The sequence below is a fragment of the Komagataeibacter ossonobensis genome (genome assembly GCF_057359305.1).
This window is the reverse complement of the sequence record NZ_JBXAYQ010000003.1, coordinates 241,279-267,788: the sequence shown is the minus strand read 5'-3', so window position 1 is coordinate 267,788 and position 26,510 is coordinate 241,279. Positions and strand designations below refer to the sequence as shown.

Annotated in this window: 20 protein-coding genes; 13 read left to right on the top strand and 7 right to left on the bottom strand. The window is 64.9% G+C overall.

Translation table 11 applies throughout. From position 1 onward, the window contains the following. Complete coding sequence (locus AC1RQ9_RS05245) at positions 1 to 1,116, bottom strand: S-(hydroxymethyl)glutathione dehydrogenase/class III alcohol dehydrogenase (protein WP_026018638.1); 1,116 nt, start codon at positions 1,114 to 1,116, stop codon at positions 1 to 3. Between the two features lie 245 nt (positions 1,117 to 1,361). Here AC1RQ9_RS05245 and AC1RQ9_RS05240 point away from each other — a divergent pair, with 245 nt between their 5' ends. Together AC1RQ9_RS05240 and AC1RQ9_RS05235 are read left to right on the top strand one after the other, a co-directional pair. Then, positions 1,362 to 2,237 carry a bestrophin family protein gene (locus tag AC1RQ9_RS05240; protein WP_193732141.1) on the top strand — a complete coding sequence of 292 codons (876 nt, stop codon included), beginning with the start codon at positions 1,362 to 1,364 and terminating at the stop codon, positions 2,235 to 2,237. A gap of 83 nt (positions 2,238 to 2,320) precedes the next feature. After that, entirely contained in the window at positions 2,321 to 2,917 is a 597-nt protein-coding gene (locus AC1RQ9_RS05235; protein ID WP_026018640.1) for a CarD family transcriptional regulator, read from the top strand. Between the two features lie 266 nt (positions 2,918 to 3,183). Here the strand turns inward: AC1RQ9_RS05235 and AC1RQ9_RS05230 are convergent, their stop codons facing one another. The 3 genes from AC1RQ9_RS05230 to AC1RQ9_RS05220 all read right to left on the bottom strand — a co-directional run bounded on the left by AC1RQ9_RS05230 (position 3,184) and on the right by AC1RQ9_RS05220 (position 10,739). Then, positions 3,184 to 4,389 carry an MFS transporter gene (locus AC1RQ9_RS05230; protein WP_485985855.1) on the bottom strand — a complete coding sequence of 402 codons (1,206 nt, stop codon included), beginning with the start codon at positions 4,387 to 4,389 and terminating at the stop codon, positions 3,184 to 3,186. A 192-nt stretch (positions 4,390 to 4,581) separates the two neighbouring features. Then, on the bottom strand, positions 4,582 to 8,781 hold the full coding sequence (locus AC1RQ9_RS05225) for a translocation/assembly module TamB domain-containing protein (protein WP_485985854.1): 4,200 nt from the start codon (positions 8,779 to 8,781) through the stop codon (positions 4,582 to 4,584). After that, the gene (locus AC1RQ9_RS05220) at positions 8,781 to 10,739 is read right to left on the bottom strand and encodes an autotransporter assembly complex protein TamA (protein ID WP_019085957.1); all 1,959 of its coding nucleotides are present in this window, start codon (positions 10,737 to 10,739) and stop codon (positions 8,781 to 8,783) included. The genes AC1RQ9_RS05225 and AC1RQ9_RS05220 overlap by 1 nt, the downstream gene beginning before the upstream one ends. A 287-nt stretch (positions 10,740 to 11,026) precedes the next feature. Here AC1RQ9_RS05220 and AC1RQ9_RS05215 point away from each other — a divergent pair, with 287 nt between their 5' ends. The 5 genes from AC1RQ9_RS05215 to AC1RQ9_RS05195 all read left to right on the top strand — a co-directional run bounded on the left by AC1RQ9_RS05215 (position 11,027) and on the right by AC1RQ9_RS05195 (position 15,189). Beyond that, complete coding sequence (locus AC1RQ9_RS05215) at positions 11,027 to 11,152, top strand: hypothetical protein (protein WP_256431440.1); 126 nt, start codon at positions 11,027 to 11,029, stop codon at positions 11,150 to 11,152. A gap of 3 nt (positions 11,153 to 11,155) precedes the next feature. Beyond that, entirely contained in the window at positions 11,156 to 12,565 is a 1,410-nt protein-coding gene (gene miaB / locus AC1RQ9_RS05210) for a tRNA (N6-isopentenyl adenosine(37)-C2)-methylthiotransferase MiaB (protein WP_485985852.1), read from the top strand. A 92-nt stretch (positions 12,566 to 12,657) separates the two neighbouring features. Then, positions 12,658 to 13,713 (top strand): PhoH family protein, encoded by a 1,056-nt coding sequence (locus AC1RQ9_RS05205; protein WP_019085959.1) that lies wholly within the window; start codon positions 12,658 to 12,660, stop codon positions 13,711 to 13,713. Then, positions 13,697 to 14,278 carry an rRNA maturation RNase YbeY gene (gene ybeY / locus AC1RQ9_RS05200; protein WP_485985851.1) on the top strand — a complete coding sequence of 194 codons (582 nt, stop codon included), beginning with the start codon at positions 13,697 to 13,699 and terminating at the stop codon, positions 14,276 to 14,278. Before AC1RQ9_RS05205 ends, ybeY begins: the two co-directional genes overlap by 17 nt. Further along, entirely contained in the window at positions 14,275 to 15,189 is a 915-nt protein-coding gene (locus AC1RQ9_RS05195) for a hemolysin family protein (RefSeq protein ID WP_193732149.1), read from the top strand. The genes ybeY and AC1RQ9_RS05195 overlap by 4 nt, the downstream gene beginning before the upstream one ends. A 3-nt stretch (positions 15,190 to 15,192) precedes the next feature. Here the strand turns inward: AC1RQ9_RS05195 and AC1RQ9_RS05190 are convergent, their stop codons facing one another. Continuing rightward, positions 15,193 to 15,330 carry a hypothetical protein gene (locus tag AC1RQ9_RS05190; RefSeq protein ID WP_485985849.1) on the bottom strand — a complete coding sequence of 46 codons (138 nt, stop codon included), beginning with the start codon at positions 15,328 to 15,330 and terminating at the stop codon, positions 15,193 to 15,195. Between AC1RQ9_RS05190 and AC1RQ9_RS05185 the strand changes: the two genes are divergently transcribed. Then, complete coding sequence (locus AC1RQ9_RS05185) at positions 15,323 to 15,946, top strand: thioredoxin domain-containing protein (RefSeq protein WP_485985847.1); 624 nt, start codon at positions 15,323 to 15,325, stop codon at positions 15,944 to 15,946. The genes AC1RQ9_RS05190 and AC1RQ9_RS05185 overlap by 8 nt on opposite strands. Positions 15,947 to 15,962: 16 nt before the next feature. Next, complete coding sequence (locus AC1RQ9_RS05180) at positions 15,963 to 20,498, top strand: AAA family ATPase (protein WP_485985846.1); 4,536 nt, start codon at positions 15,963 to 15,965, stop codon at positions 20,496 to 20,498. Between the two features lie 233 nt (positions 20,499 to 20,731). Here AC1RQ9_RS05180 and scpC read toward each other — a convergent pair whose 3' ends face one another. Beyond that, the gene (gene scpC, locus AC1RQ9_RS05175; RefSeq protein WP_019091418.1) at positions 20,732 to 22,249 is read right to left on the bottom strand and encodes a succinyl-CoA:acetate CoA-transferase ScpC; all 1,518 of its coding nucleotides are present in this window, start codon (positions 22,247 to 22,249) and stop codon (positions 20,732 to 20,734) included. Between the two features lie 612 nt (positions 22,250 to 22,861). Here scpC and AC1RQ9_RS05170 point away from each other — a divergent pair. The 4 genes from AC1RQ9_RS05170 (at position 22,862) to gltA (ending at position 26,003) form a co-directional block, all read left to right on the top strand. Continuing rightward, positions 22,862 to 23,569 (top strand): metallophosphoesterase, encoded by a 708-nt coding sequence (locus AC1RQ9_RS05170; RefSeq protein ID WP_193732155.1) that lies wholly within the window; start codon positions 22,862 to 22,864, stop codon positions 23,567 to 23,569. Between the two features lie 39 nt (positions 23,570 to 23,608). Further along, entirely contained in the window at positions 23,609 to 23,926 is a 318-nt protein-coding gene (locus tag AC1RQ9_RS05165) for a chorismate mutase (RefSeq protein ID WP_193732152.1), read from the top strand. A 7-nt stretch (positions 23,927 to 23,933) separates the two neighbouring features. After that, entirely contained in the window at positions 23,934 to 24,485 is a 552-nt protein-coding gene (locus tag AC1RQ9_RS05160) for a SixA phosphatase family protein (protein WP_485985845.1), read from the top strand. Positions 24,486 to 24,704: 219 nt separating this feature from the next. Next, positions 24,705 to 26,003, top strand: coding sequence for a citrate synthase (gltA, locus tag AC1RQ9_RS05155; protein ID WP_193732157.1), 1,299 nt, complete (start codon positions 24,705 to 24,707; stop codon positions 26,001 to 26,003). Positions 26,004 to 26,166: 163 nt separating this feature from the next. On the opposite strand, the gene AC1RQ9_RS05150 is transcribed toward gltA, so the two are convergent. After that, positions 26,167 to 26,421: a hypothetical protein gene (locus AC1RQ9_RS05150; RefSeq protein ID WP_010508037.1), complete on the bottom strand. Its 255-nt coding sequence runs from the start codon at positions 26,419 to 26,421 to the stop codon at positions 26,167 to 26,169. Between the last annotated feature and the right edge of the window lie 89 nt (positions 26,422 to 26,510).

Sequence of the window (26,510 nt, the reverse complement as noted above, 5' to 3'; positions counted from 1 at the left end):
TCAGAACTCGACAACCGTGCGGATGCTCTCGCCCTTCGCCATCATGTCAAAGCCTTCGTTGATGCGCTCCAGCGGCAGCCTGTGGGTAATCAGGCTGTCGATGTCGATGCGGTTTTCCATGAACCAGTCCACGATGCGCGGCACGTCGGTGCGGCCACGCGCGCCACCAAAGGCCGAGCCGATCCACCGCCGCCCCGTCACAAGCTGGAACGGCCGCGTGCTGATTTCCTGACCGGCCCCCGCAACGCCGATGATGGTGGATACCCCCCACCCGCGATGCGCGCATTCCAGTGCCTGCCGCATGAGGGTCGGGTTGCCGACGCATTCAAAGGAATAATCCACGCCACCGCCGGTCAGTTCCACGATATGGCCGACCAGGTCGCCATTGGGGCCGAGATCCTTCGGGTTGATGAAATCGGTCATGCCGAATTTGCGGGCAATGGCTTCACGCTCGGGATTGATGTCGACGCCGATGATCCGTTCAGCCCCGACCATTTTCGCACCCTGAATGACATTCAGCCCGATTCCGCCCAGGCCAAACACGGCCACCGTGCTGCCGGTCTCGACCTTGGCGGTGAACAGCACGGCCCCGATGCCGGTGGTCACACCGCAGCCGATGTAGAATACCTTGTCAAACGGGGCGTCGGGCCGGATCTTGGCCAGCGCGATTTCGGGCAGCACCGTGTAGTTGGCGAAGGTGGAACAGCCCATGTAGTGGTGGATCGGCTGCCCCTTGAATGAAAAGCGCGACGTGCCGTCGGGCATCACGCCCTTGCCCTGCGTTGAACGGATGGCCGTGCACAGGTTGGTCTTGCGCGACAGGCAGGACTTACATTCCCGGCATTCGGGGGTGTAGAGCGGGATGACATGGTCGCCGGGCTTCAGGTGCTTCACACCCGCGCCGACTTCCACCACCACACCGGCCCCTTCATGGCCAAGGATGGCGGGGAACAGTCCCTCCGGATCGGCGCCGGACAGGGTGAACTTGTCAGTATGGCACAGGCCCGTCGCCTTGATCTCGACCAGCACCTCACCCGCGCGTGGGCCTTCCAGCTGCACGGTCTCGATTTCAAGTGGTTTACCTGCCTCGAAGGCAACGGCTGCCCTTACGTCCATGAACCCGGTCTTTCCTTTGATGCGTGGGGCGTCCCCATGGGCGCGCCCCTGTTTCGCAACGATTAAGGGCATCATCGGCACTGGCGTCAATGTTACGCCGTCCATGCAGGGGTGACGATATTTTCAGTGACAAAACATGCCACCCGCCCATGTGCGGTCCCGCAACCACCATGCAATGTGATAAGCGGCGGAAGGGGACCGGAAACGGATACCCGTATTTTCACCAGATATACCGGGATGCCTGCATGGTCATTGATCGTAGAATTGGTTTGTGGATCCTGCTTCGCGAAAGTGTGCTGTCGCTGGTTTTCCTGTGCGCGTGGGACGTGGTGGTGGTGGTGATGTTCCAGATCTTCCACCAGGAATGGATGGAACAGCCCACCCTGCCCATATCGCTGATCGGTTCCGCGCTGGTACTGTTCATGAGCTTCCGCAACAACACCGCCTATAACCGCTGGTGGGAAGGGCGCACCCTGTGGGGGGCGGTGACCAACAACAGCCGGTCCTTCGCCCGGCAGGCGGGCACGATCCTGCGCGGGTGCCCCGACCTTGCCCGTGCCATGGCGGCCTATCCCTATGCCCTGCGCGGCGCGCTGGGGCGGCTGGATGCGACGGACGACATCATGCGCCTGCTGCCCGATTCCATGAAGGCCGGGATCGCGGGCAAGGTGAACATCCCCGCCGCCATCCTGTTTGAAATCGGGCTGCGGGTGGACGCGGAATCACGCAGGCTGGGCATTGACGGCGCATTGCAGGGACAGATCGACCGAATCCTGTCGGACATGAGCAACGCGCAGGGCGGGCTGGAACGTATCCGCAACACGCCGCTGGCCATCCAGTTTTCGGTCCTGCCGAAAGTGGTGGCGGTGGTGTTCTGCATCATCCTGCCGCTGTCGATGGTGCAGACGCTGGGGTGGATCACGCCGCTTGGGTCATCGCTGGTGGGACTGCTGTTCGTCGCACTGGACAAGATCGGCAACGACCTGCAGGACCCCTTCAGCGCGACACCGCATGGCATGCCGATGCTGACCATTTCCCGCACGATCGAAATCGACCTGATGCAGTCCTGCGGCCTGCCCGCGCCGCCGCCGCTGCCCCCCGTGCGCGGCATACAGGCATGATGCGCAGCGCCTGATGGTTCACCCTGCCCGATGCCATATGAAGGAATCAAGACAGAAGGGCGGATTTATGCTATATGGGTGGCATGAGCATGTTCAGAACCACCCAGAAGGGCACTGTGACCGATGCAATGGCACGGACGGCCGCAGCTGCCACGGCAGCCGAAGCAAAGTCCAGCAAGGCCGTAAAAGACGAAGATCCATTCCGTGAGGGCGACGCCATCGTGTATGCAGCGCATGGCGTTGGCCGCGTTGACCGGATTGGCGTTGACGAAATCGCCGGCACCAAGCTGGAAATGATCCAGATCTCCTTTCCCGGCAACCAGATGACGCTGCGCATCCCGCTGTCCAAGGCGCGCAAGTCGGGCCTGCGCAAGATCGTATCAAGGGAAATCGTGGACAAGGCGATGGCCATCATCAAGGGCAAGCCGCATGTCAGCCGTGGCATGTGGGCACGCCGCGCGGTCGCCTATCAGGAAAAGATCAATTCCGGCGATCTGGTACAGATTGCCGAAGTGCTGCGTGACCTGCGCCGCAACGTGGACAGTCTGGATGGCAGCTTCAGCGAACGCAAGCTGTTCGAGGCGGCACAGGAACGCTTCGTGGCCGAGGTTGCCGTGCTGGAAGGCAAGGAACCGACCGAAGTCCTCGAAAAACTGACCGAGGTCATGAAGGCGGCCTGAATATTCCGCCTTTTTCCATACACATCCAACCCCATGCCGCCGGCCCCTGTGCCGGCGGTTCTGATATGGGGCGGCTGGCAGCCCCATCCCCCGCTATGCGCCGGGTGGAACAGCATGATACGACCATGACAGGCCCATCAACAGCGCAAGACCGGCACAGCTACGCAATCAGGCCCGCAGCCACGCAACCTGAACCCGTTTCGTAGCCGCCACAGGCAGCGCAGGCGGTCTGGGCCAGCACGGACAACCCTGTTCCACCCCGGTCATCATGGATCACGTTTATTTCCCTTCATGCCCTGCGGCCGCGCCAGCATGACCACGCACCCTGCTAGCGCCGCCACCATGGCCATGACAAAGGGGCTGCGTGGCCCCGCCATGCCGGACAGCACACCGGACAGCACCGCGCCGATACCTGCCGCAATATCAAAGAAAACATCAAACAGCCCGATGGCCGACCCGGCCGCGGCGGGTGGTGCCTGCCGCAGTACCGGCAGCCCCAGCAGCGGATAGGTCAGCGAAAACCCCAGCCCCGTCAGGAAGCTGCCCGCCACGGCCCATGCCGGTCCCGGCGCAAGCCAGATCAGGGCCAGGCCCAGCGCCTCGGCCAGCATGATGGCGACCACCATCGGCCTGACTTCATCACGATCAACATGGCGGCTGCCGACCAGGCGGGCAATGACATGCCCCGCGCCAAACGCCCCCAGCGCCCAGCCCCCGCCATGCCAGCCCTGTGCCGCATAGAAAATGACCAGAAAGGACGAAATCGCGGCAAACCCCACCGCCGACAGGCCCAGCGTCACCCCCCACACCCATGTATGCCCGATCAGGTGTTTCCACCGTATGTCACCTGCCATCCCATCCGTCTGGCCACCAGCGCGCGGCAACGCGGGTGCGGGCAGTACCACGGTCAGCCCCATGCCCGCCACCGGCAGGGCGAGGGCGACAAGACACAGGGGGCCAAAACCGGCATGGGTCTCGATCTCGTCACCCAGTGCGGTTCCAATGCCCAGACCGGCAAAGATGGCCAGACCGACCCATGACATCGCGGCCCCCGCACGCGCGCTGCCCACCTTGGTCACGGCCCAGACGCCGCCGCCTGTAACCATCAACCCTTCGCCCAGTCCCATGGCCAGCCGTCCCGCCACGATCATCGCCTGCTGCAGGCCCGGTGACAGGACAGGCACCAGCGCAAGGCTGTAAGCCAGCGCGGAACACGCCGTGCACAGCAGCCCACACAGCAGTGTATTGCGTCCGCCAAGCCGGTCCGCCATCCGCCCGGCCTTCGGCCGCGACAGCACGGTGGCGACGGACTGGATGCCCATGATCAGGCCGACCATGGTGGTTCCGCAAGCGAAACGTGACTGGAGTTCCAGCGGTAGGGCCGACAGCGCCACCCCCATCGCCAGCATGCCGCTGCCAATGGCCAGCATGACGGGCAGCAGGCCGCCACGGGTCGTAACATGAGGATTCATGCCGGGACCGTAATGCATTTACCCCGCACCGAACAGGCCGAGACATATTCCAGGACTGTTTGACAAGTCAGTTCACGATATCACTTCAAGATCAAAGGACGTTTCTGGTGAAGCTTTTTAAAAAAAGGTGGCACCCGAAAACTTTTATTTTTTATCAATGATTTGTTTCCAGGCAGGCTCTTATGCCATCCCTCAGTACTTGAACTGATACAGCAGCCCGATGCTGCTGCCCGGATCATTTTCCGGCGTGGTGAAACCAGTCACGTTGCCGCCCGTCCCCACCGTGGTGTTCAGCTTCAGCCGCTTGGTCAGGTCAACCTGCACCTGGGCCTGCGTGCCCGAACCCGATGTCGCCTGCTTGGCGCCGACATAGACGCGGCGCATGACGTATTTCCCCGCCTCGATCGAACCGGTGTCGTTGCTGCCCGACCCGTTGGATGAACTGCTCATCTGCAACCTGTCCAGATGCAGCGTCTTGCGCACCATGCCCAGCGGATCGAAGGCGGAACCGCCACTCAGCGTCGCGACGGCGGCCGCGATCGACGCCATCTGCGTGGGCGAAAGCGACTGCGTATCCGACCCGAACAGCAGGATGGCCAGGATCTGGTCCTGTGACAATGGCGGCGTGGAGGAAAACGAGATTTTCGGCGCGCTGGCATACCCGCCCACATTCAGCCGGGCCGTGCCGTCATTCGTGCTGCGCTCGGCCACGAAATCCAGCGTGGGGTCGATTGCATGGGTAACACCCACGCCGTTGAAGCCCACCTGCCCCTTGCTGAAATCAAGCGAGATCCCACCCAGTGAAAACCCGCCCTTGACCAGCGAGAACCCACCCGTCACCACCGGCGCCACAGTGGTGCCCCCTGCATGGATGCTGCCGTGCATTTCCGTGTTCAGCCCATGCCCGCGCACATAGAACTGCCCCGGTGAACGCACGTCCAGGTTCAGCCCGATCACCAGTGGCGAGGTATGGACCACCTTTTCCTGCGTCTCCGCATCCTCGGGGCGGATGACATCCAGATGCGCCACCGATGTCGGGAGTGAGTCCGGAATGTTGACATCCACGCGCTTGAGCGTGATGCCCCCTGTTGCATCGATCCGGCTGGCAAGCTGGCCCTTTACGCCCAGATCACCGTTTATGGTCGCAGTCACAAGGTCACTGGCCAGCGGCCGGGCGTTATCGGCATGGATATGCAGGTCGATCGGCTGGCCGGGTTCCAGCACCCCGTAACTGCCGGTGACACCGATGGTGCCCTTGCCCGCCTGCGCGTTCAGGTCGGCTATGACCAGCCGGTCCCCCATGGCATCGACCGTGCCGTGCATGGCGGACAGCTGTATGCCCTGCCCGTAATCATGGAATACGCCATTGGTCAGGTTCAGCGTGCCATTCAGGCGTGGCTGCTGTGGCGTGCCACGCACGCCCAGCGCGACCTGCAGCGCGCCCCCCGCCTGCATGCCCTGTGCGCCCAGATAGGCATTGGCCACCGCAAGGTCCACATTGCCATCAGCCTGCAGCGTGATCTGGCCCGCCCTGTTGACCGGGGCCGTGCCGTGCAGCCCCAGATTGACCTGCGTACCCGCGCGTATCTGCGCATCGACCCGCGCCATGCCTGCTGTCAGGTTGGCCGTGGCCTCCATCGATGCAGGTGCCAGGGACGATGTATAATCGGTGTGGTATTTCAGGTCCCGCCCCTGCAGCGTCACCCGGCCGGAGGGATGATCGAGCGTCCCGGTCAGCCGTGCTTCGGCCGACAGTGTCCCCTGCGCATGCAGCGTGGGGATGAAGGGGACAAGCAGGTCGGGGGACAGGCGGCTGATGGCCGCATGCAGGTCCAGCGTGGGCCTGATCCTGCCGCTGACCTCCACACTGCCCGGCTGCCCCTGCGGCGGGGCAAGGCTGATCCGCAGGTGGTCGATCGCGGTTACCCTGCCATAGGTCACGGTGGCCGGGGCATCCAGCCGGATGACCTCGCGCCGGGCCTGCGCTTCCAGCCGGCGCACGTTTACCGAGCTTGCGGGAATGTTGGACACCACCGCCGCGTCAATGGTGGCAGGCCCCGTCCACGGCGTATCCAGCCCCGACTGCGCCACCACGTTCAGCGCGGCGAACGGCCCTTTCGCGGTAACATGCGCGTGTCCCCCCATGTCGCGGAAATGCGCGTTATCCACCACAAGGTCGAGGTCGGTTACCGGCGCGTCCCCCGTCGGGTCCTGCACCCTGCCCTTCAGCACCAGCCGGTCCACGCGCGCCATGGCCGCACTCAGCGCACTGTCCACGTTCACGCTCAGGGCGGCGGGGCTATCCGCGGTCGCACTGGTGCTGCGCAGGCTGGCGGACAGGTGGCCGCTCATGTCCTGTCCCGTAAAATCGTGCAGGTCCGCCAGCCGCGTCATGTGCAGGTCCAGCGTGCCCGACGGCACCACATGCCCCTTGGGCAGCGTCATGTCCGCAAGCCCCGTCAGGCTTTTCCAGTTCAGATGCGAAAGCTGCAGGTGACGGCTTTCATCGGCATTGCTGTCCAGACGGGCCGTGACCTGAACCGGCGCGCGGTCCACCGTACCCGATATATCCAGCGCCCCTTCCCTGACCTGTGGCAGGTGCTGCATGGTCAGGCTGGCCTGCACATTGCCCGCCGCCGTGTTGCTGGCCGCCATGCTGGCCTGCGCCTTCAGGCTGGCCGCAAGGTCATTGACCGGCCCGGCGGCATGCAGGTCGGCCTGTGCCTGCCCTTTCAGCGTGGGGGCCAGCACATGCAGGTCCGACAGGGCAAGATGCGCCGTGGCATCAACCTGCATCGGCTCCCCCGTCACCAGCCGGGTAGGCGTCGCATCAAGGTGAAGGGTCCGTCCCTCCGCCAGCAGGGAGGTAAAGGTGACCGTATTCCCCCTGCCCGGCCCGCTGGCGATGGTGCCTGCGATATTCAGGTGTCCGGTGTCCCCGATCAGGCCAACCGCCATGGGCAGGCCGCCATCCAGCACGATATGGCTGTCCAGCGCGAACGGCCCCGCCTGCTGCGCCGTGGGGAGTGTGATATTGCCATCCAGCCCGGCATGGCCATGCAGTTGCGTACCCCCCGCCGCCGCCAGCGCGGCAAGGTCGGGCAGGTCGGCATGAAAGGTCGCGGCCATGGGCCGGGCCGTCGTGACCTGCCCGGTCAGTTGCGCCAGCGGATGCGACAGCGACAGCGCCACCGGCCCACCGGCCGCATCGGGCCGCCACAGCACATCCAGCCGCAGCGGGTCGGATGCGAACAGCGTGGGCTGGCTGCCGGGAATGCGCAGTCCGGTCACGGTGGTATGGAGGGCGGCGTGCTCCTCCTGCCCGCCCGCCTGCGCGCTCAGCCCGTCAGCCACCATGTGCAGGGATGTGAAACCGGCGTCGTTATAGGTCAGGCGATCGATATCCAGCGTGCCATTGCCGGTGGGCCGGTCCACCGTGCCGCCCACATGGGCGGCAAGGCTTATGCCCTGCCAGTTCGCGCCGCTGATCGTCACAGGGTCGCTTTTGCCCGATACATCCAGCGTCATGTGATGCGTGACCAGCCCGACCTGGCCACCCGCCTGCAGGTGGATGGCCCCGGCGGTGGCAGTCAGCGCAAGGCGGGTGGCGTCACGCGGGCCATGCAGCCCCAGCGACAGGTCCATGGGCGCCAGGGCGGACAGGCCACTCAGCGTTGTGGCGAACCCGCCCGCTTCCTCATGCGCATGCAGGTCCAGCGCGACATTGGTGCGGTCCAGCCGCGTGGCCAGCGACAGCGCACCGGGCTGGTCCAGCCGCTTCAGGTCCAGCGCGATATCGGCGGGCGGCAGGGTGGCGATGGAAAAATGGTCCAGCACCGGGGCGATGTCATCAAGGCTGGCATGACCATTGAGGCTGAAGGACGCGGGCACGCGGGCAATGGCAGCACCGACGTCAATCCGCGCCACATGCACCGCGCGGATATCGACCCCCATGTGGATGCTGCCTGACGTGTCCTTTTCCGGCTTTGACGGATGGGCGGGATCATCCTCGCTCAGCCGCGGGATGGACAGGCGCGCCATGGACAGGTTGCTGATGACCGCGCGCCGCGTCAGCAGCCGCAGCGGCGACCAGTCCAGTTGCAGGTCATCAATCGACAGCCACGCGCCTTTATAATCATCCAGTTCCAGATGCCGGACATGCAGCGCATCGGGAAAACGCCCCCCCAGCCCAGACAGGTGCACGCTACCGCCGGTCAGCCCCGGCAGGCGCCGCTCGATTTCATGCTGGCCCGCCCCGGTATTAGCGGCCACCAGCACCATGCCCAGCGCCACGGCCACCAGCCCCACTGGAATGCCCACGGCAAAGGCGGTCGCGCGCAGGACGCGCCGGGCCGGGCCGCGCGGCGTGGGGGGGATGGTCGTATCAGACATCAGAACGTTTCCCCCAGCCCCACATACAGTTCCCACTTGTCGCCGCGCGCGGGCCGGTTGAGCGGCACGGCCACGTCCAGCCGCACCGGCCCGATGGGCGTGTAATAGCGTGCCCCCGCACCCGCGCCCACGCGCACCGTGCCCTGGAACGGCGTCCGGCCCGCCGTGACCTGGCCCGCGTCGATAAAGCCCACCGCGCCGAATTTCTGCATGATGCGCTGGCGGTATTCAAACGACCCCGCATCCATGGACGTGCCACCAATGGCATAGCGCGTATTGGCGAACTGCGGTCCCACGCCCTGATAGCGGAAGCCGCGCACCGTGGCGGAGCCACCGGCATACAGCCGCTGGTCGGGCGGAATGGCGAAGGTCGACGCCCCTTCCACATTGCCAATGGTGCCGCGCCACGCCAGCACGCTGCGGCCGGGCCGCGACAGGCCCAGGGCCTTCAGGTCGAAATAGGTGGAGACCGTGGCCTGCATGATCGCGAAGAACGACGTGCCATCCGTCAGCGACGCCGATGGCGTGATGCTGGCCCCCAGCCGCACCCCATGGGTTGCGGGGGTGATGGGGTTGTCCACCCCCGTGCCGTCATAATTGGCCGAAAGCGGCAGGGATGCGATGAAATAGCTGTTGTTCGTGCGCATCTGCTGGATTTGTTCCTGCTCGATCTGCCCGCCAAAGGACACGTTCCAGTGGCGGTTGACGCGCCGGACGATGCCGATGCGCGCCAGCAGCGCGGTCTGCCGGTAGGAATAGAGTTCCTGCTTGATGCCTTCGAGGCGCGCGCTCATGTTCTGGTTGCGCGACCCGAAATCGGGCTTCAGCAGGTCGGCATAGAAGTCATAGCCCAGCCCCTGCTCGGCCGAGCCGCCAAGCCCGGTGATCAGCGCCGTCAGCCGCAGCCGCTCGGCATTGCCGAACAGGTTGTTATGCGTCCATGTCACACCCGCGCGGCCACCAAGGTCGGTGGAATAGCCGCCTTCGGCGCCCACGCTGTGCCGCTTGCCCTCCCGGAAGGAAAAATCAAGCGGCATGGACCCATCGGATGCCAGCGTGTCGCCATGGTTCACCTGCACATCGGAAAACAGCCCGGTGGAGGCGATGTCCTGCCGGGCGCGTTCAATGCGTGATGGCTGGTACAGCTCTCCCGGTGCGATGGTCAGCCTGCGCGCGATATAGGCCGGGTGCGTGCGCTGCAGCCCCGCGAAGTCGAACGCGCCCAGATTGACCACCGGCCCGCGATGGACGGTATAGGCGACGTCGAGCGTATGCGTGTCGGGCCGCAGCCATGCCTGCGGCTTGCTGACACTGGCCAGCGCGTATCCTTCCTCCGTCAGGGCGGTCTGGAGCGTGACGCCGGCGGCCAGCACGCTTTCCGCCTGCGCGGGCATGCCGGGCTTCATGGCGAATGCCCTGATTTCATCCGCATTCAGGTGAACGGGTGGATCGCCCTTGTCCGGGTTCAGCGTCACGACGCCGATGCGGAACGCCACGCCGGGCCGGGCGCTGATGGTGATCTGCGCCCTGTGCCCCGCCGGGATGGACTGCATCCATTCCGGCAGGTCGGGATCACGCCCGTCATGGCTGCCTGCAATGGGTGCGCCGGATTTGCCGCCGCCATCGGTCACGGTCATGGTGATGCCGCCCGCATAGAAGCCGTAGCTTTCCAGCGCGCTGATCAGCCGGGAATAGTCGTTATGGATGCGCCCCGTCAGCGCAAAGGGGCTGACGGCCTGTGTTTTCTGCAGCGACAGCAGGTCCGATGACGCCCGCAGCGCATCATCAAGGTCTGCATTGCCGGTCGGGCGCAGGGTGGTGGTGTATTCCTGCGGGTCGGCCGCCATGGCGGCGGGAACCCATGGCCCGAGGGCTGTCATGGCTGCACACAGGCTTACATAACCGGCACTGCGCCGGACACGCGCATGAAGGCGGCGTGCCAGACGGGAATGACGCAATCCTGTCAAACGGTGCCGCCCCTGTTCCTGTCCTGCGTGTGTTCAGTTTCCCACTGTGTGATAACTGCCATTCCCGGCATGCATGATCAAACCGATATTAACGTCGCCACCTTAATAAGTTCCAAATATGTCATATAGGTGCCCAAAAGGCGCGGGTCATGTTGCAAACTGTCTCCATCCCCTCAATCCTTTCTTGACATACCCCCGATTCCGGCGGGCATGATCGATATCGGCAGGAAGGGGTTGCCGCGCCCGGCACCCCACCATGATGCGGACCGGGAGCGTTGATGGGCAGACCATTTGTTCCTTGGCTTATTATCAACGGCAAGGCACTTGACCGCGCGCACCTGTACACCGATGTGTTGCGCCCGTTGTGCGGGCAACCGCCCGCGATGATGCCCGAGGATACCTGACCCGTGAACAGCCTGTCTCCCCCTTCCGGTGTGGCCCAGCCGCAATCCAGCACATCGTCCGCGACACGGGGGCTTCATGTCATAACATGGGGCTGCCAGATGAACGTGTATGACAGCGAGCGGATGTCGGACGTGCTGCGCCCGCTGGGCTATCGCGCCGTGGGCACGCCGGATGATGCGGACATGATCATCCTCAACACATGTCATATCCGCGACCGGGCGGCGGAAAAAGTGTTTTCCGAACTCGGCCGCCTGCGCAAGGTCAAGGAAGCCCGCGCCGAACGCGGCGAAGGCACGGTTCTGGCCGTGGCGGGCTGTGTCGCGCAGGCGGAAGGCGGCGAGATCCTGGCTCGCGCGCCGTATGTCGACATTGTGCTGGGGCCGCAGACCTATCACCGCCTACCCGAAATGGTCGCGCGCGCGGCGCGCGCGGCGGGTGCGGTGATCGAGACGGATTTCCCCGTCGAGCAGAAATTCGACTTCCTGCCCGCCGACCGCGAAGCCCCGGTCGGGGGGGCAGCCTTCCTGACCATTCAGGAAGGCTGTGACAAGTTCTGTTCCTTCTGCGTCGTGCCCTATACGCGCGGGGCCGAAAGCAGCCGCCCCGCACAGGCCGTGATCGCGGAAGCACGACGTCTGGTGGCGGCAGGCGTGCGCGAGATCACCCTGCTGGGCCAGAACGTCAACGCCTATCATGGTGATGGCCCCGACGGGCGTACATGGGGGCTGGCGCGCCTGGCGCGCGTGCTGGCCGATGAGGTGGGGATCGAACGCATCCGCTACACCACGTCGCACCCGCGCGACATGGAGGACGATCTGATCGCCGCCCATCGCGACCTGCCCCAGCTCATGCCGTTCCTGCACCTGCCGGTGCAGTCCGGGTCCGACCGGGTGCTGGCGGCCATGAACCGGGGACATACGGCGGATGAATACCGCGCGCTGGTGGGCCGCCTGCGCGATGCGCGGCCCGACCTTGCGCTGTCATCCGACTTCATCGTGGGCCACCCCGGCGAGACGGATGCCGACTTTGCCGATACGATGCGCCTGATCAACGATATCGGCTTCGCGCAGGCCTATTCCTTCAAATACTCGTCCCGCCCCGGCACGCCCGCGGCAGGGGCCGCCATGCATGTTGCCGAGGACGTGAAGGATGCCCGCCTGCAGGAACTTCAGGCCGTGCTGCGCGTACAACAGGATGCATTCAATGATGCGACGGTGGGCGTGACCGCCCCCGTCCTGTTTACCGGGCGCGGGCGCAAGCCGGGACAGGTTTCGGGGAAAAGCCCGTGGCTGCAGGCCGTGAACGTGGATGGGCCGGACAGCCTGATCGGGCGTATCGCCAACGTGGATATCCGCCACCGTTACACCAACTCGCTGGGCGGTGTCCTGACAGAGGAGACAGACAGGGCTTGAGAGAACAGACACAATCCACGCTCCACGCCCCCCGTCGCGGTGGCGGGCGGCGTCCTCCCCCCCATGGCACGGCTGCGGCGAATGACCGCACCGTGACCCTGCAGTTTGAGGATAATGCGCTTCTGGCGCAGCTTGTGGGGGATCACGACCGTCATCTCCTGCATCTTGAACGTGGATTTGATGTCCGGCTGGCCTGCCGTGGCAACCGTATCGCCATTACGGGCACGGCCGCACGGGTGGGCCTTGCACAGGGCACGCTGACCGAACTGTACCGCCGCGCCCGCGCGGGGCAGGTCGTGGATACCGCAACCGTGGACACCGCCATCCGCATCGCGGCCCATGCCCTGTCCGCCCCATCCGCCGCAACAACGGATATGCCCGCCATGACCAATGCCAGCCCCCCTGTTGCCCCCGCCCGCCCATCCCTTGCGGACCTGCCCACCATCATGACCCGCCGTGGCCCCATCGCCCCGCGTTCCGTGGGACAGGGGCAGTACATGGACATGCTGGCGCGACAGGAAATGGTGTTTGGCCTTGGCCCCGCCGGCACGGGCAAGACCTACCTTGCGGTAGCGCAGGCGGTGGCCATGCTGCAGGCGGGACAGGTGGACCGGATCGTCCTGTCGCGGCCCGCGGTCGAAGCGGGCGAACGGCTGGGCTTCCTGCCCGGTGACCTGAAGGAAAAGATCGATCCCTATCTGCGCCCGCTCTATGATGCGCTGCATGACATGATGCCGGGGGATCAGGTGATCCGGCGCATGGGCACGGGGGAAATCGAGGTGGCGCCGCTTGCGTTCATGCGCGGGCGGACGCTGGCGCACTGTTTTGTGATTCTGGACGAGGCGCAGAATACAACCCCCGCCCAGATGAAGATGTTCCTGACCCGCATGGGGGAAGGCACGCGCATGGTCATTACCGGCGACCTGAGCCAGGTTGACCTGCCGCGTGGCGTGACATCCGGCCTGAGGGAAGCCGTCGAGACGCTGGACGGCCTGCCCGGGATCGGCATGATGCGATTTGAATCGCGTGACGTGGTGCGCCACCCGCTGGTGGCGCGTATAGTGGAGGCATACGACCAGCGCGCCGGGGCACAGCACCGTCCCCACCGCGCCCGGTCGCAGCAGGAGAACGATGAAACCTCGAAGTAGCACAGGCCCCGCCCATTCCGGCGGGGTCGCGGATGCAGCGGGACGGGCCGGTGCGCCCGTCCTTCCGGCCGGATTGGACGGCCCCGACATAACCGTGGCGGACCGGCGCTGGAACCGCGCCGTCCCCAACCCGGCGCGGCTGGTGGCGCGCGCCGTGGACGCCGCGCTGCAGGCCACGGGATGCCATGGGCCGGTAACGGTCGTACTGGCCGATGACCGCACGGTGGCCGGCATGAACTGGCGCCATCGCGGTCGGAACAAACCCACCAATGTCCTGACATTCGAATACGCCCCGGCCCATGCGGGTGGCGGCATATGGGGCGGTGACATCATCATCGCGTTCGAGACGGTGGCGCGCGAGGCCCGCGCGGCGGGCCGCACGATGGCCGCCCACCTCGCCCACCTTGTCATCCATGGCGTCCTGCACCTGGCCGGGTATGACCACCATCATCCCGGCGAGGCACGGGAAATGGAGATGCTGGAAGCCCGCACCCTGTCCGGGCTTGGCATCGCCAATCCATGGAAATCCGGCCGCATGGCCACCACGCGGGGGGTACGGTCATGAGCCGGAATGGCAGTGACGCGGGCGCGGAACCTCCGTCCGGGTCGCGCGGCAAGGGATTCCTGTCGCTGTTCAGCCGCAAACGTGGCGAACAGGGACTGCGCCATTCCATTGCCGCGCTGGTCAAGGAAGCCGATGACGCGGCGGGGGATGAAGCCGACCCCCGGTCGTCCGAACTGGACCGACAGGAACGCGCCCTGCTGGCCAACGTGCTGCGCCTGCGCGGGATCACGGCGGATGACGTAATGATCCCGCGCGCCGACATCGTGGCCATGCCCGTCGATATCAGCCTGGACGAGGCACTGGCCATGATGCGACGGGAAAACCATTCCCGCATGCCGGTCTATCGCGACCAGCTGGATGACATCGTGGGCATGATCCATGTGAAGGACCTGATCGCCTATGTCGGCACGTCCGAAGCCTTCCGCATGGAACCCCTGCTGCGCCAGCCGCTTATGGTCGCACCCCAGCTGCCGGTGCTGGACCTGCTGCTGCAGATGCGCGTCCGCCATGTCCATCTGGCGCTGGTGATTGACGAATATGGCGGCATCGACGGCCTGGTCACCATCGAGGACCTGATCGAAACCATCGTGGGCGATATTTCGGACGAACATGATGAGCCTGCGGCCAACATGATACGCGAAAGGCCGGACGGCACGCTGGAGGTGGACGCCCGCACCCCCGTCGCGGCGTTTGAGGAAAAGGTTGGTCCAATCCTGACGCGGGAGGAACGTGAGGCCGAGATCGAGACCGTGGGCGGACTGGTTTTCCGTCTGGCCGGTCACGTCCCGACACGCGGCGAAGTCGTAACCCACGAAAGCGGCATGGTTTTCCGCATCCTTGATGCGGATGCCCGCCATATCCGCCATGTGCGCGTGCGCCTGCCGCCACGTGAGGCGCCGCCCGCCGCCTGACCATCACGGCACGCCCGCGCCATGCGGGCGCGCCATGGCGCGTGGAATGGATTTACGCGCGCCCGTCGCCTCTTTACACTCGCCGCGCCGGGGTTTTATCCCCATCCAGTCCCATACCGGAGAGTGACCCGTGATGCCCATCAAACGCCGCACCCTGCTTGCCCTTGCCCCCGCGCTTATTACTGGCGGCGGCCTGCTGTCCGGCAGGGCCATGGCGCAGGACGCCGACCCGCGCCTGTCGATCCGCGCGGTGGGCAACCCGCAGGCCAAGGTGCATGTCGAGGAATGGTTCTCCCTGACCTGCACGCACTGCGCGCGCTTCGCCGCCGAAGTGTTCCCCGAAATCCGCACCAAGCTGGTCGATACGGGGCGCGTGTACTACATTTTCCGTGATTTCCCGCTGGATCAGGTGGCTCTGACCGCATCCATGGTCGCCCGCGCCCTGCCGCCCGAACGCTATGAGCCCTTCGTGCTGGCCCTGCTGTCCAGCCAGGACCGCTGGGCATTTGGCAAGGACGTGAACCCCGAGGAACAGATCCAGAAGATGGCGGCACTTGCCGGCATGTCGGCCGACACGTTCCAGCAGACCATCCATGACGACAAGCTGCGTCACGCCATCATGGATGAAGAAGACCGTGCGCAGGCGCAGTACAAGATCGATGGCACCCCCACCTTCCGCTTCAACAACAAGGAGCAGGTGGCGCAGGAACTGAATTACGAGGAGTTCGCCAAGAAGGTCGAAGCGGCGGCACAGTGACCGGGACCACGCCATCATGACCGCCCGTTTCGTCCGGCTGCGCATCGCAGGGTTCAAAAGCTTCGCCGACCCGGTTTCCGTCGATATCCTGCCGGGGCTGACGGGCATTGTCGGGCCGAATGGCTGTGGCAAGTCCAACGTGGTCGAGGCCCTGCGCTGGGTCATGGGGGAAACCAACGCCCGTTCGCTGCGCGGCGGGGAAATGGACGACCTGATCTTTGCCGGGACCACCGCGCGCGCCGCACGCAACATGGCGGAAGTCACCCTGACGCTGGAGGGAGCGGCCGAGGTCGCCCCCGCCCCCTTTCAGGGGCAGGACGAACTGCAGGTGTGCAGGCGCGCGGACCGGGGTGCAGGCAGTGGCTACCGCATCAATGGCCGCACCACGCGCGGGCGCGACGTGCAGACGCTGTTTGCGGATCTGGCGTCGGGGGCGCGTTCTTCGGCCATGGTCAGCCAGGGCCGCGTGTCCGCGCTGGTCAACGCGCGGCCCGAAGAACGCCGCACCATTCTGGAAGAAGCCGCCGGCATTACCGGCCTGCATGGCCGCAGGCATGAAGCCGAACTGAAGCTGCGCGCGACCGAAGCCAACCTGGCCCGCGCCGAGGACCTGCGCATCCAGCTTGAGGCCCGGCTGGGTGACCTGCAGGAACAGTCCGAGCAGGCAGGCCATTACCGTGAACTGTCACAGGGATTGCGGGAATCGGAAGTCGCCCTGCTTGCGCTGCTTCATGCCCGCGCGCACAAGGCCGTGGCCGATGGCGAAACCGCCCTGCACGCGGCACGGCGCGACCTGAAGGCCGCCGAGGAGGTCGCCGAAGGCGCGGTCATCGCGGATTACGAAATCACCCAGACCCTGCCCGCATTGCGCGACGAACTGGATACCCGGCGCACCGAACTGGAACGTTTCAAGGTGCGCGCCGAAACCATTGCCGATGAACTGGCCCGTGCCGAAGCCGCACTGGATGCCGCCCGCACGCGGCTGAGCGAATGCGAAAGCGCGCAGGCCGCCGCCCTTGCCCGCCGCGATGACGCCACCGTCATGCGCGACCGGCTGGTGGCTGAACACGCGCAGGTGGAAGAACGCCTGTCCGCCCTGCCCGACCTGTGCACGACAGCACAGGCTGAATGCGCCACGCTGGCGCAGGCCATGACAGACATGGCCGGACGCGTGGAACAGGCCACCACGACCCTGCGCGAAGCCCAGCTTCAGACCACGCAGGCGCGCGAAGTGCTGGATGGCGCCATCGCCACGCACGAACGCCTTGCCACCCAGCACACGGAACTGGCCACCGAAATCGCGGACCTTGAGGCCACCATGCCGACCGAAGCCGCGATTGCCGAACATGATGCGCGGATCATCGAAGCCGAACAGTGTGCGACCGATGCACTAGCCACGCGTGAAGCCGCGACCCACACCCATTCGGAAGCCGTGCTGCAGGCTGGCCTTGCCCGCAATGCCGCCACCGAAAGCCGCCGCGTGCATGAACAGGCGACGCATGACGCCAATGCGGTGCGCGACCGGCTGGATGCGCTGGAACGCAATATCGCCAGCGTGCGCGCGCATGTGGAAAAGGCCCGCGCCAGCCTTGTCCCCGAAACCGAACGCCAGCGCCTGACACAGGTGGTGGCCGAGGCGGAAGCCACGCTCAGCGCCATCCGCGCGGAACTGGGCAATGCGGAAGAAGCCCGCGCACAGGCGACACAGGCCGAAATACAGGCCAATGCCCGCCTGAAGGATGCCCGCGCCACCCGCCAGACCACGCAGGAAGCCCTGCGCACGGCGCGGGCGGCCCGACAGCGCGCGCAGGGCGAGGTGGACACGCTGGCCGCCAGCATGGAACGCCTGCGCGCGCAGGCGGTACCGGATGCGGACCTGCACACCCTTGTCAGCAGACGTGAAGCCGCCGAGGCCGCGCTGGAAGCCGCACAGCAACACATGGCGGCCATCGAGACCGCCAGTGTCTCTGCCACGCGGGAAGACGAAGCCTGCGCCAGCCGCCTGTCACAGGCGCGCGCCACCCTGTCGGGGCTGGAAGCGGAAGCCGACGGCCTTGCCCGCGCCCTGCAAAGCGACAGCGATACGGACGCCCCCGAATCCGGGACGACCCTGGCGGAAAGCCTGCATGTGCCGACCGGGCTGGAAACCGCGCTGGCCGTTGTCCTGTCAGATGGGCTGAACGCCACGCTGAAAGGCAAGGCCCCGCGTGAATGGCACGACCTGCCCACGACCACGCCCGCCCCCTTCCCCACCGCGGGAATCCAGCCGCTCTCCGCCCTGCTGAACGCGCCGCCCGCCCTGTCCCGCGCGCTGGGGGCTGCGGGGCTGTTGCCCGATAGCATGGATGGGACAGCATTGCAGGCCAGCCTTATGCCGGGGCAATGCCTTGTCACGCGCGATGGCGCGCTGTGGCGGTGGGATGGCTATGTACAGGCCCCCAACCTGCCCGGACGCGCGGCCCTGCGGCTGAAGCAGCTTGGCCGCCTGCGTGAACTGCGCGCGGAACTGGAGCAGGCGCGTACCGAAATTCCGGCGCTGGAACAGGCAGCCAGCACTGCCGCCACGGCCCGCGAACAGGCGGCGCGGGAACTGGTAGCCGCCCGTACGGCGCGCGCCAGTGCCGAAAGCACACTGGGCACCACCCGCACGCAGGAAGCCGACCTGTCACGGCGGCATGCCACCATCACGGCCCAGATCGACACGCTTGCCGTGCAGCAGGACACGGCTGCCGCCGCCCTGAAGGAAGCCGAGGCCGCCTGCACCCGCGCACAGGAACACGAATCCAGCCTGCCGGATCTGGCCCGGCTGGAACAGGCACAGAAAGCCGCCAGCGCGCAGGTGGCGCAGGCGCAGACCCATGAAAGCGGGCTGCGCACCACCCGCCAGCAGGCCGAAGCGAAGCTGGAACAGGCCCGTCAGGCCATACAGGCCACCATGTCCAGCCATAGCGAGGCCGAAACCCGCCTGCAGGCCATGCAGCCCGAACTGGCCCGGCTGGAAACCGACCGCGACGCGCTGGCGGCCGAACTGGCCACACGCCGCGAACAGCTTACGACCCTGCCCGACCCCGACCTTGCCGAAGGGGCGGCACGGCAGGCCACGACCGCCGCCAGTGAGGCGGAACAGGCCCTGCGCCAGGCACGCGACACGGTGGAAGCCACCACCACGCAACTGGAACACGCCCGCACGGCCCGCGCGGGGCTGGAACAGAAAATGCGCGAAACCGGCGCACGGCTGGAAGCCCGCCGGGCACGAATGGCGGACCTGTCCCTTGCGGTGGCGCAGGCGGATGAAGCGGTGGAAAATGCGCGGACGCGGCTGGCGGCCCTGCCTGACATTGCCGGGCTGGAACACGCACTGGGCGAACTGCGCACGCACGATGATGCCCTGCGCGCACAGGAACATGAACGCCGCGACGCCGTGGCGCAACTGCAGGCGGAAGAAGCCAGCCTGCGCCAGCGTTTTGACGCATCAGCACAGGAACTGGCGCAATGGACCGCCCGTGTCGAGGCCGCCACGCTGGAGGCCGAAGCAGCCCTGGCCCGACTGCACAACGCACAGGCCGAACATGAACGCCTGGCCCCGGAACCCGTGGCGGTGCGTGCGCGGCGGGATGCGATCGCGACCGAACTGGAACAGTATGCCGCAAGCCACGACGTGGCGGCGACGGCACTACAGCAGGCACAGGACCGCCAGAGCGAACTGCAGGCAGGCCGCCGCACGGCGGAGGAAGTCCTGACCGCCGCGCGTGAGGAACTGGTCCGCGCTGAAGGCAGGCGGGAGCAGGCGCAGGTGCTGCTGGAACAGTTACAGGCGGAATCGCAGCCACCCGCCGGTGTGGTACCGGCGGATCTGAGCGTGAACGCCGAAACCGGCCTGCGCCGCAAGGTCGCCCGCCTGACCCGCCAGCGTGACGAACTGGGCCCCGTCAACCTGCGTGCCGAAATCGAGGCACAGGACGCATCGGGCAAGATCGACACCATCCTGCACGAACGCGACGAACTGCAATCCGCCATCGCCCGCCTGCGCGGCATGATCGGCCAGCTGAACCGCGAGGGACGCGAGCGGCTGATGGCCGTGTTTTCCCAGATCGACCAGCATTTCCAGTCCCTGTTCGCACGCATGTTCAATGGCGGGCGGGCACATCTGGGCATGGTGGGCAATGATGACCCGCTGCAGGCGGGACTGGAAATCTATGCCCAGCCGCCGGGCAAGAAGCTGGCGACGCTGTCCCTGCTGTCGGGCGGGGAACAGGCGCTTACGGCGCTGTCGCTTATTTTCGCGGTCTTCCGCTGCAATCCCGCGCCCGTCTGCGTGCTGGACGAAGTGGATGCCCCGCTGGATGACGCCAACGTGGGCCGTTTCTGCGCCCTGCTGGGTGACATGGTGGCCGAAGCGGGCACGCGCTTCCTTGTCGTGACCCATCACCAGCTGACCATGGCGCATATGGACCGGCTGTATGGCGTGACGATGCAGGAACGCGGGGTCAGCCGCGTGCTGTCGGTCGATCTGGAACGCGCGACCGAGATGGTGGACACGCCCACCGCATAAAACACTGTTATTAAAAAATAAAAGTTTTCGGACACCGCCTTTTTTGAAGAAAGCTTCGCCAAGAACTTCTGATTTTCAAACAGGCATCCAGTGCGAAATAGAACAGGCCTGTGGGAACCATTATCCCACAGGCCTCTTTTATCCTGAACCGGATGCCGGTGTGGGAAAGGGGCGGTCACCATCCGCCGCCTTTCCCGCAGGCTTCATGCTTCCATGGGAAACAGCGCCTGTGATTACGGCATCATGCTGCCGGTATCGATAAAGCGCTGGTGCCACGACAGGGCTTCGTTCAGCAGGTGCGGCGACTGCTGGCCAAACGACCCCGCACGGGCACGCTTGTAATAATCCTGCAGCATCGGGCGATAATCGGGATGCGCACAGTTGGCGATGATCACTTCCGCGCGCTGCTTGGGCGACAGGCCACGCAGGTCGGCCAGACCCTGTTCGGTCACCAGCACCTGCGAATCCTGCGTGATGTGGTCAACATGCGACGCCATGGGCACGATGGCGGAAATCTTGCCGCCCTTGGCGGTGGACGGCGTCATGAATACGGAAATATAGGCGTTGCGGGCAAAATCCCCCGAACCGCCAATCCCGTTCTGGATTTTCGAACCCATGATCTGGGTCGAGTTCACATTGCCGTAGATATCCGATTCGATCAGGCCGTTCATGGCGATACAGCCCAGGCGACGGATCAGGCCGGGATGGTTGCTGATGTCCTGCGGGCGCAGGATGATCTTCTTCTGGAATTCACGCATGCGGGCATTGAGCGATTCCGCGGCTTCGGGGCTGAGGGAGAACGCAGTGGCCGACGCGACCCGCATCTTGCCCGTTTCCAGCATGCCCAGCATGCCGTCCTGAATGACCTCGGTATAGGCGGTCAGGTCGTTGAACGGCCCTTCTTCCAGCCCGCCCATGACGGCATTGGCCACATTGCCCACGCCGGACTGCAGCGGCAGCAGCGATGGCGGCAGGCGGCCCATCTTCACTTCATGGCGAAAGAATTCCATCAGGTGGCCCGCGATGCCGCGCGCGGTCTCGTCGGGGGGGGAGAACGGGGCGTTGCGGTCGGGGGCGTTGGTTTCGACAATCGCCACGATCTTGGCCGGGTCCACCTTCAGCGACGTGCCACCAATGCGGTCATCGGGGCGCAGCAGCGGAATGGGCTGACGATGCGGCGGCAGGGCCGCGCCGTACCAGATGTCGTGCATCCCCTCGAGTGCCGCGTCCTGCCAGCTGTTGACCTCAATGATCACCTGTTTGGCGGTATCGAGCCATGTCTTGGAATTGCCGACGGAAGACGACGGGACAATGCTGCCGTCCTCACGGATGGCCGTGGCCTCGATGATGGCGGTGTCGATCTCACCAAAGAATCCCGCCCAGGCCATGGGGGCGACATGGCTGAGATGCATGTCCAGGTATTCCGTCTCGCCCTTGTTGATGCGCGCGCGCAGGCCGGGATCGGAATTGTAGGGCATGCGGAAGGAGATGCCGTTGACCTTGGCCAGCGCGCCATCGAGTTCCGGCCCGGTGGAGGCCCCGGTCAGCAGCCGGATACGGTATTCGTTACCCTTGGCATGTTCGCGCTCCATCAGGGCGGCAAGCGCCTGCGGCACGGCCTTGGGGTAACCCGCGCCGGTAAAGCCGCTGGTACCAACCGTGCTGCCCGGTCGGACAAGGGACGCCGCCTGCTCGGCGGTGGTGATCTTGGCCCGGAGCGCCGCATTCCGGATTCGGGTGTGGTCGATCATGAACTTTCCCTCAAACTCTTATCGTTATGTCCGGCCTGAGCCGGATATGTCGTATGCCTCAGCCAGGGTCTGGCGGGGCTTTTGCTGTCCCCATCGTGCTGGCACCTGTCCGATCTGCCCAGCCCTCGCGTGCGGTGTGGGTATTCCCGTTGCACCCCATGCGCCGACGCTGCGTTCCACTTCGGCATGACGCCATCATCTGTTCTCCCTCCGACAGGCGACGTCACAACAAAAGAGTGTGACACCGCGCCCGGACCCCGGTGACGGGTTTCACGTTTGCTCCATCACCGGACGGGATATGCGCAGGGTGTATTTTTGGTATGTATTTTTGGCAATATACTCCGTCAGCCAGCTGGAATGTCGTTACCTGCCTGCAACCGTTTTGTGTCATTAAAGATACATTCTTGGCCATCCCCCTAGTGCAAAGGCGGCCAATCTTGTGAATAATAGGCAACAAGACCCAATCAGGGGACCCCGGCACACGGCACCGCCATAGAGACAGGAGAGGATTTTCGTTTGAGACGTCGATTTCCCTCTCACAGGCCTGTCATGGCACGGGAAGGCACGTCCCCGCCCGCCCCGGCGAGGGATTACCCGTTACCCCCGGTCACGATGCCGGCGCACCCGCTGGCGGACCTGCTGGCCGGCCGTCCCCTGCGCGTCGTGGGCGACGTGCATGGTGACCTGCACGCCTTCCGCCATGCCGCGGCGACGGACCGGTTTGTCATACAGCTGGGTGACCTGGTGGATTACGGCCCCGACAGTGCCGGGGCCTTCCGCCTGATGCAGCGCCTGATCGATGAACGGCGCGGGCTGTTCATCCTGGGCAACCATGACCGCAAGCTGGCCCGTGCGCTGCAGGGGCGCAAGATGCGGCGCGACCCGCCATTGATGGAAACCCTGACCCAGTTCATGGCCGAGGAAAACAGCGACGTATTCCAGCGCGCGCTGGCGGACCTGTCATGCGCGCCCGCGTGGATCGTGCTGGGGCAGTCGATATTCGTGCATGGCGGCTTCCATGTCCGCATGCTGGGCGAACTGCCGCCGCCGGGGCTGGGCACCGTCACCCCCCTGCTGTCGCGCGCCCTGTTTGGCGAGACGACGGGCCGGATGCAGAAGGACGGCTACCCTGAACGGCGGCTGAACTGGGTCGATCACATTCCCGCGGGCTATACGGTATATTGCGGGCATGACCGCCGATCCACCGACGGGCGGCCATGGGTCAGGCATGGCCGGATGGGCGGTCGCGCCATCTTTACCGATACCGGCGCGGGCAAGGGTGGCCACCTGGCATGGATCGACCTGCCGCCCATCCTTTAAGCCCACAAGCATTCCCATACTTCAGGAGAGCCTTCCCACATGAACACCACCCAGGCCACGCAGGATGCCGCGCAGGCGAAGCTGGAAGAACTGCGTCGCAGCATCGACAATATCGATGCGGCCCTGATCTACATGCTGGCCGAACGTTTCCGCCATACGCAGGCGGTGGGAAAGCTGAAGGCGACCAACCACATGCCCCCCGCAGACCCCGCGCGTGAGGCCCGTCAGGTCGCACGCCTGCGCCAGTTGGCCAAGTCAGCCCAGCTGGACCCGGATTTTGCCGAAAAATTCCTCGCCTTCATCATCCGCGAGGTCATCCGCCACCATGAAGCCATTGCCGCCAGCGAAGGGCGGTAAGCCCCCGATGCCCGACATACAGGCAGGCCGCCCCGCCCCGGTCCGGGAAATGGTGCTGATGCGCCATGCGCAGGCCGCCCCCGCCCCGTTCGGGGAAATGGGGATGCAGGCTGACCTCGACCGTCCCCTGACCGCCCATGGCCGCCAGACCGCCGCCAGCTGTGGCGCGCTGCTGCGCGCACGGCACTTCGCGCCGGACCTGGTGATGGTCAGCCCGGCGGTGCGTACGCGCCAGACACTGGCCGCGATCGGATCATTTTATGGCGATCGGCAACCCGATATCCGATATGTGAACGCCCTGTATGACGCGGCACCCCAAACCATCCGTGACCTGCTGTATGAGGTTCCGGATAAATTCAACAATATCATGATATTAGCCCACAACCCCGGCCTGCAGGCGCTGGTTGCGCACTGGGCTGCGCGCCGTTGTCCGTCGGGGCTGGAAAATGCGCTGCATCTGGGCTTTCCACCGGCCTCGATGGCCTGCTTTACCGCCACGCAGGCATGGAATCAGGCGGTTGACGGGGATATCCGCCTGACCGACCTGTCTTGCCAATAATGTCATTGCCGCAGGCGGGGGGGACGGATTGCCACGACGGGGCATTCGTTCCTATCGTCAGACCCGAGGCCCGCTGACCGCCGCCAATGCGGCGCACGGGTATAAAAATTTGGGCACACTTACCAACTGTCGCACGAACGACAGGATGCCCGGAGGTTGGAGACATGTGCCGCCCTGCCCCAATGTGCGCGAGGTCGGCACCCAAGAGGAGTGTTGTAGATGAGCGAGTCCGGAAAAAGCGCCACAATCTCGCTGAACGGCAAGGATGTGACCATGCCGGTCCTGTCAGGTACGCTGGGACCGGATGTCATCGACATCCGCAAGCTGCCGGCGCAGGCCGGGGTATTCACCTATGATCCCGGTTATGGCGAAACCGCTTCATGCTCCAGCAAGATCACGTTCATTGATGGTGAAAAGGGCATCCTGCTGCATCGGGGCTATCCCATCGCGCAGCTGGCCGAACAGGCGACGTTCATGGAAGTGGCCTATCTGCTGCTGAACGGCGAACTGCCGGACAAGGCGCAGTACGACGGGTTTGTGAACTCGATCAAGCACCACACCCTGCTGCACGAGCAGATCCGCAATTTCTTCAACGGTTTCCGTCGTGACGCCCACCCCATGGCCATCCTGTGTGGCACGGTCGGGGCACTGTCCTCCTTCTATCATGAAGGGCTGGATGTTTCGAACGCGACCACGCGCTACCAGTCGGCCATGCGCATCATCGCCAAGATCCCGACCATTGCGGCATGGGCGTACAAATATACGCAGGGCGAGACCTTCATCTATCCGCGCAATGACCTGTCGTACGCGGAAAACTTCCTGTCCATGATGTTCGCTGTTCCCAGCGAGCCGTACAAGATCAATCCTGTCCTGGCGCGCGCCATGGACCGTATCCTGATCCTGCACGCGGACCATGAACAGAATGCGTCCACATCCACCGTGCGTCTGGCTGGTTCCACCGGGGCCAATCCGTTTGCATGCATTTCCGCCGGTATCGCGGCGCTGTGGGGGCCGGCGCATGGTGGCGCCAACGAAGCCGTGCTGAAAATGCTGGCTGAAATCGGCCACAAGGACAACATTCCCGAATTCATCGCCAAGGTGAAGGACAAGAACAGCGGCGTGCGCCTGATGGGCTTTGGCCACCGGGTGTACAAGAACTTCGACCCGCGCGCGAAGATCATGCAGGCGACCTGTCATGAAGTGCTGGGCGAACTGGGGATCAAGGACGATCCGCTGCTGGATCTGGCAATCGAACTGGAAAAGATCGCCATTCACGACGAATATTTCGTCAAGCGCAGCCTGTACCCGAATGTCGATTTCTATTCCGGCATCATCCTCAAGGCCATGGGCATCCCCACCAGCATGTTCACCGTGCTGTTCGCGGTCGCCCGCACCACCGGCTGGATCAGCCAGTGGAAGGAAATGATCGAGGAACCGGGCCAGCGCATCGGCCGTCCCCGCCAGCTTTACACCGGGTCACCGGAACGCGACTTCGTACCGTTTGCCAAGCGGGGCTGACTGCCCCCCGCGCCGGGCGGATGCACCATCCGCCCGGCGCGGGAACAGGAAACGAATGGTGGCGGTTCGACCCGCCGTGTTTCGTGTCCGTCATACAAAAAAGGGCGGGTCCTGCATTGGCCCGCCCTTTCCTTATATAATGTGTTCCCTGCTTCGTGCCCGATCAGTCACATTCGCAGCCATTCGTGGGGCCGGGACGTTTCTGGATCACGTGGTGGTCGATCCATTCCGACACCAGGCGCCGTGCCTCATTCAGCGAGGATTCGGGATGGTGGATGCGGTACAGGGTGGTGCAGGCATGAAAAGCCGACACATCGCTGGTCCCTACGCCACGCAGTTCCTGATAGGCGGTGATTACGGCACGCTCGCACTTGCGAGAGATGCGACTGTTTTCAACAGACACGATGCGATGACCCATTGGTGAGAATGATTATCAGTATTGGGATATTAGATCGAATACCCCCATGGGGCAAGGTACGCATGGCCTCACACTCTGCTGATCGGGTC